Annotated in this window: 2 protein-coding genes; one reads left to right on the top strand and one right to left on the bottom strand. The window is 73.0% G+C overall.

Annotation, left to right across the window (positions count from 1 at the left end):
• Positions 1–94: 94 nt before the first annotated feature.
• The gene (locus tag I6A81_RS40780; protein WP_238430922.1) at positions 95–2,254 is read right to left on the bottom strand and encodes a PKD domain-containing protein; all 2,160 of its coding nucleotides are present in this window, start codon (positions 2,252–2,254) and stop codon (positions 95–97) included.
• 294 nt (positions 2,255–2,548) lie between these two features.
• On the opposite strand from I6A81_RS40780, the gene I6A81_RS40775 reads away from it, so the two are divergent.
• Complete coding sequence (locus tag I6A81_RS40775; RefSeq protein ID WP_203007352.1) at positions 2,549–3,211, top strand: TetR/AcrR family transcriptional regulator; 663 nt, start codon at positions 2,549–2,551, stop codon at positions 3,209–3,211.
• The last annotated feature ends 45 nt before the right edge of the window (positions 3,212–3,256 follow it).

Below are 3,256 nucleotides of genomic sequence, written 5' to 3'. Positions count from 1 at the left end.
GGTCGGCCAGCCCGGCCACGTCGACGTCGTCGAGCGCCTCGCGGGCCTTCGAGGGGTCCGACCAGCGGCGGCCGGACCCCTCGAAGGATTCGCGTCATCCGACGACGACTCGCACGCGGGCGAGGTTCTGCACGAGTCCGTATGGCTGTTCGGGGTCGCCGTCGCGTCGCGAGGTGACCCGCACGACCGGGTAATAGGTGCCGGGCTTGGTGAAGGTGTGCGTGATGGTCGCCCGCGCCGCGCGGTCGGGGTCCGCGACCGGTGAGCTCTCCGGGAAGGTGCCGGCGCCGTCGAAGTCCCATTCGACGCGGACGATCTCTCCCGCGCCCGGTGGCAGCTCCGCCCGCGCCGAGAGGGTGACCGGCTGGCCGACGGGCGCGTCGGCGCGCGCGGCCGCCCCCGTGTCGCGTGACCCGACCTTGTCGATGGTCAGGGCGACGACCGCCTGCACGCCCCCACGCTGTTCGGCGGTGTCCGCCGGGTGCACCTGGGAGTCGTCGTCCACGGTGTAGGCGGTGCTGGCCGGCGGCGCGGTCCCGTCGACGACCCACGCGTCCAGGTCGAGCAGGGCCTGCTGGGCCGCTCCCGCGTAGTCGACGACGTGGGTTCCGGCCGCCGCGTCCCTGGGCGAGCCGTGCCCGGCGTTGTCCAGGTACCAGAGCCGGTAGCGGTCGTCGAACTGGCCGCCGAGCGTCGAGCGGGCCTGCTCGCGGTACCAGTCCGCCGGCCAGGGGAACGCCTCGACGTCCAGCAGCGAGCCAAGCATGATCATCTTTCCGTGGAACCTCCCGGTCGGCACGGCGCCGCTCGCCGCCTGGGCGAACGTCGGCCCCGCCAGCATCGGCCGCTGCGGATAGCGCGGCGCGCCGTTCGCGTCCCGGAACTGGTTCCAGCCGTACTGGTCGGCGGATGGGACCTGGTGGCGCTGGTAGTACTGCAGGGCGAGGAACCACGAGTTGTCGAGGCGGACGCGGTCGCCCGGCTTGAGCGCGCCCGTCACCGCCGCGTCCACGTCGGCCGGGAAGACGATCTCGTCGCCGTTCGCGCGCGCGAACGTGATCGTCTTGCCGGCGGCCGCGCCGGTCAGGATCACGATGTCCGCGCCGTCCAGGTCGCCGGCCGGCCGATCGGCGAGCTTCAGCCCTCTGGCCTGGGAGCCGACGAGTTCGGTGACCTCGGTCTCGAACTGGATTCTGGCGTCCCCCACCGACGACGCCGGGTCGGTGCCCGCGTAGCCCGGCTTGGTCCAGAAGTCGTCGACGTAGCTCGCGTCGAGGATGCGCACGCCCCCGCCGACCGCGAAGAACGCCCCGCCGGTCAGGTTCTCCCAGTCCCACCAGCCACGCAGCGGGAATCCCTGGCGGGTGACCTCCTGGAGCACCGCCCGCCGCTCCTCGGTCAGCCCGGCGTAGGGATCGCCGCTGCCGCCCGGCTCCATCGCGTCGACGATCCGCGGGAGCTCGTCGCGCAGCACCCGCAGTCCCAGCAGCTGCACGGCCATGCTGCTCGGGATCGCGTTCGGGGTGCCCGGCACCATCGGCACCCCGCCGTCCCAGACACCCTCGGAGTTCTCCAGCGCGCCGATCGTCTGGTAGGCGCCGCCGCTGGCGCCGTAGATGTACCCGCGCGGGCGAGCCGAGTCGCCGTACACCCGCGCCGCGACGACCCGCGAGAACTTCGCCGCCGCCGCGTTGGCCCGCACGCCGCCGATCTCGCCGGCCTTCGGCAGGCCGCCCCCGTTGTTGGTCATCACCAGGTAGGCGTGGTTCGAGACGGCGAACGCGATGTCGCCGGGCAGGGCGTCCTCGACGGCCAGCGTCGGGTAGGTGTACTGGAAGAACCGCCCGGCGAACTGGTCCGGGAAGTAGAGGGAGAACTTCGCCTCCGAGTCCTTGAACCCGCCGTGGACGTACCGATAGCTGACCGTGACCTCCTTCGCCGGATCGGTGGTCGTCCGCTTCTCGTCCACGTCGACGTACGGCGTGCTCAGCAGCGGGTCGACGCACGTGGCGTTCACCAGCAGGGCGCCGCCGTCCGCCGCCGCCTCGCACGGCGGCCCGGCGGTCGGCCCGGCGCCGATCTCTAACGGCAGCCCGACGTCGGTCTTCAGCGCGGGCCCGGCCTCGGCCGCGCCGTCGCCCGACGAGCAGGCCACCGCCCCCGCGACGATGGCCGTGGCCAGCAGGACCGCGGTTCCCGCCGTGCGCCGCCGGGTACGGCGACACCCACCCGCGACGCTCGCGGATCTCGTCATCCCTGTCCCACTCCCCTGCTGTTCGCCTCCGCGCCGAGTCCACGGCCAGGCCGTGGGAGGCCGGGCGCCCGCTGACCCACCGGAGTCGACCTCCGGCGCGCGCGGCGGCGCCGCGCGGTTCGGGCACGCCGGCCCACCCAGCCACCCGCAGATGATCTCGGCCGTGAAAACTGAGCAAACCATAAAGATCTAGGGTGGACAAGCCGGAAAGGCTCGGACTATCGCGGCAGATCCGACCACACGCGGCTAGATCTTGAGTAAGTACTCAAATTTGGCCGCAGGTAGGGTCATGGCATGGCTTCCACGGCCGGCCAGCCGCGCGGTCGGTACTCCCGGACGGCCGGGCGCCGGCTGGAGATCGCCCAGGCGGTCCTCGACCTCGTTCTCGACGTCGGGCACGCGAAGGTGACCACGGCCGAGGTGGCGAGACGGGCCGGCACCAGTGAGGCCACGGTCCTGTACCACTTCCCGTCCAAGGACCACCTGCTGATCGCGGCGCTGGAGCGGGACGAGGAGCTCGCCGTGCTCCAGGCCGAGGGGGACGGCGTGCGGCCGGCCGACGGCCTGGCCGGGCTCGATCTCGACGTCCTCGGCGAGCACGTGCGCGCGTCGACGCGCCGGGAGCCGCTCCTGCGCCTGCGGACCGCGCTCGCCGGCCTCGCGGCGGTCCCCGGCCATCCCGCCGAGGACTACTTCGCCCGCTTCTACGGAGTCGCCGTCGAGACCTACGCGCGCCTGATCGCCGAACGACAGCGGATCGGCAAGGCGCACCCGGGCCTCGACCCCGCCGAGGTGGCCCGGCAGATCGTCGCCGCCTGGGAGGGCCTCACCCTCCAGTGGCTCATCTCCCCCGACTTCGACCTCGGCGACACCCTCGTCCGCGCGATCCGCCGCCTTTCGGGCCAGAACCTGATGGATGCCGCCCGCGCGGTCCTCGACCCGCCTTCCGGTGTCTGATGTCCGGTGCCCACGCACGGGCACCGGACAGCGCGGCGCCAGGAG

It is taken from the genome of Frankia nepalensis, assembly GCF_016786325.1.
Taxonomy (GTDB): Bacteria; Actinomycetota; Actinomycetes; order Frankiales; family Frankiaceae; genus Pseudofrankia; species Pseudofrankia nepalensis.
The sequence above is the reverse complement of the archived record's forward strand: the minus strand, read 5'-3'. Positions and strand labels throughout refer to the sequence as shown.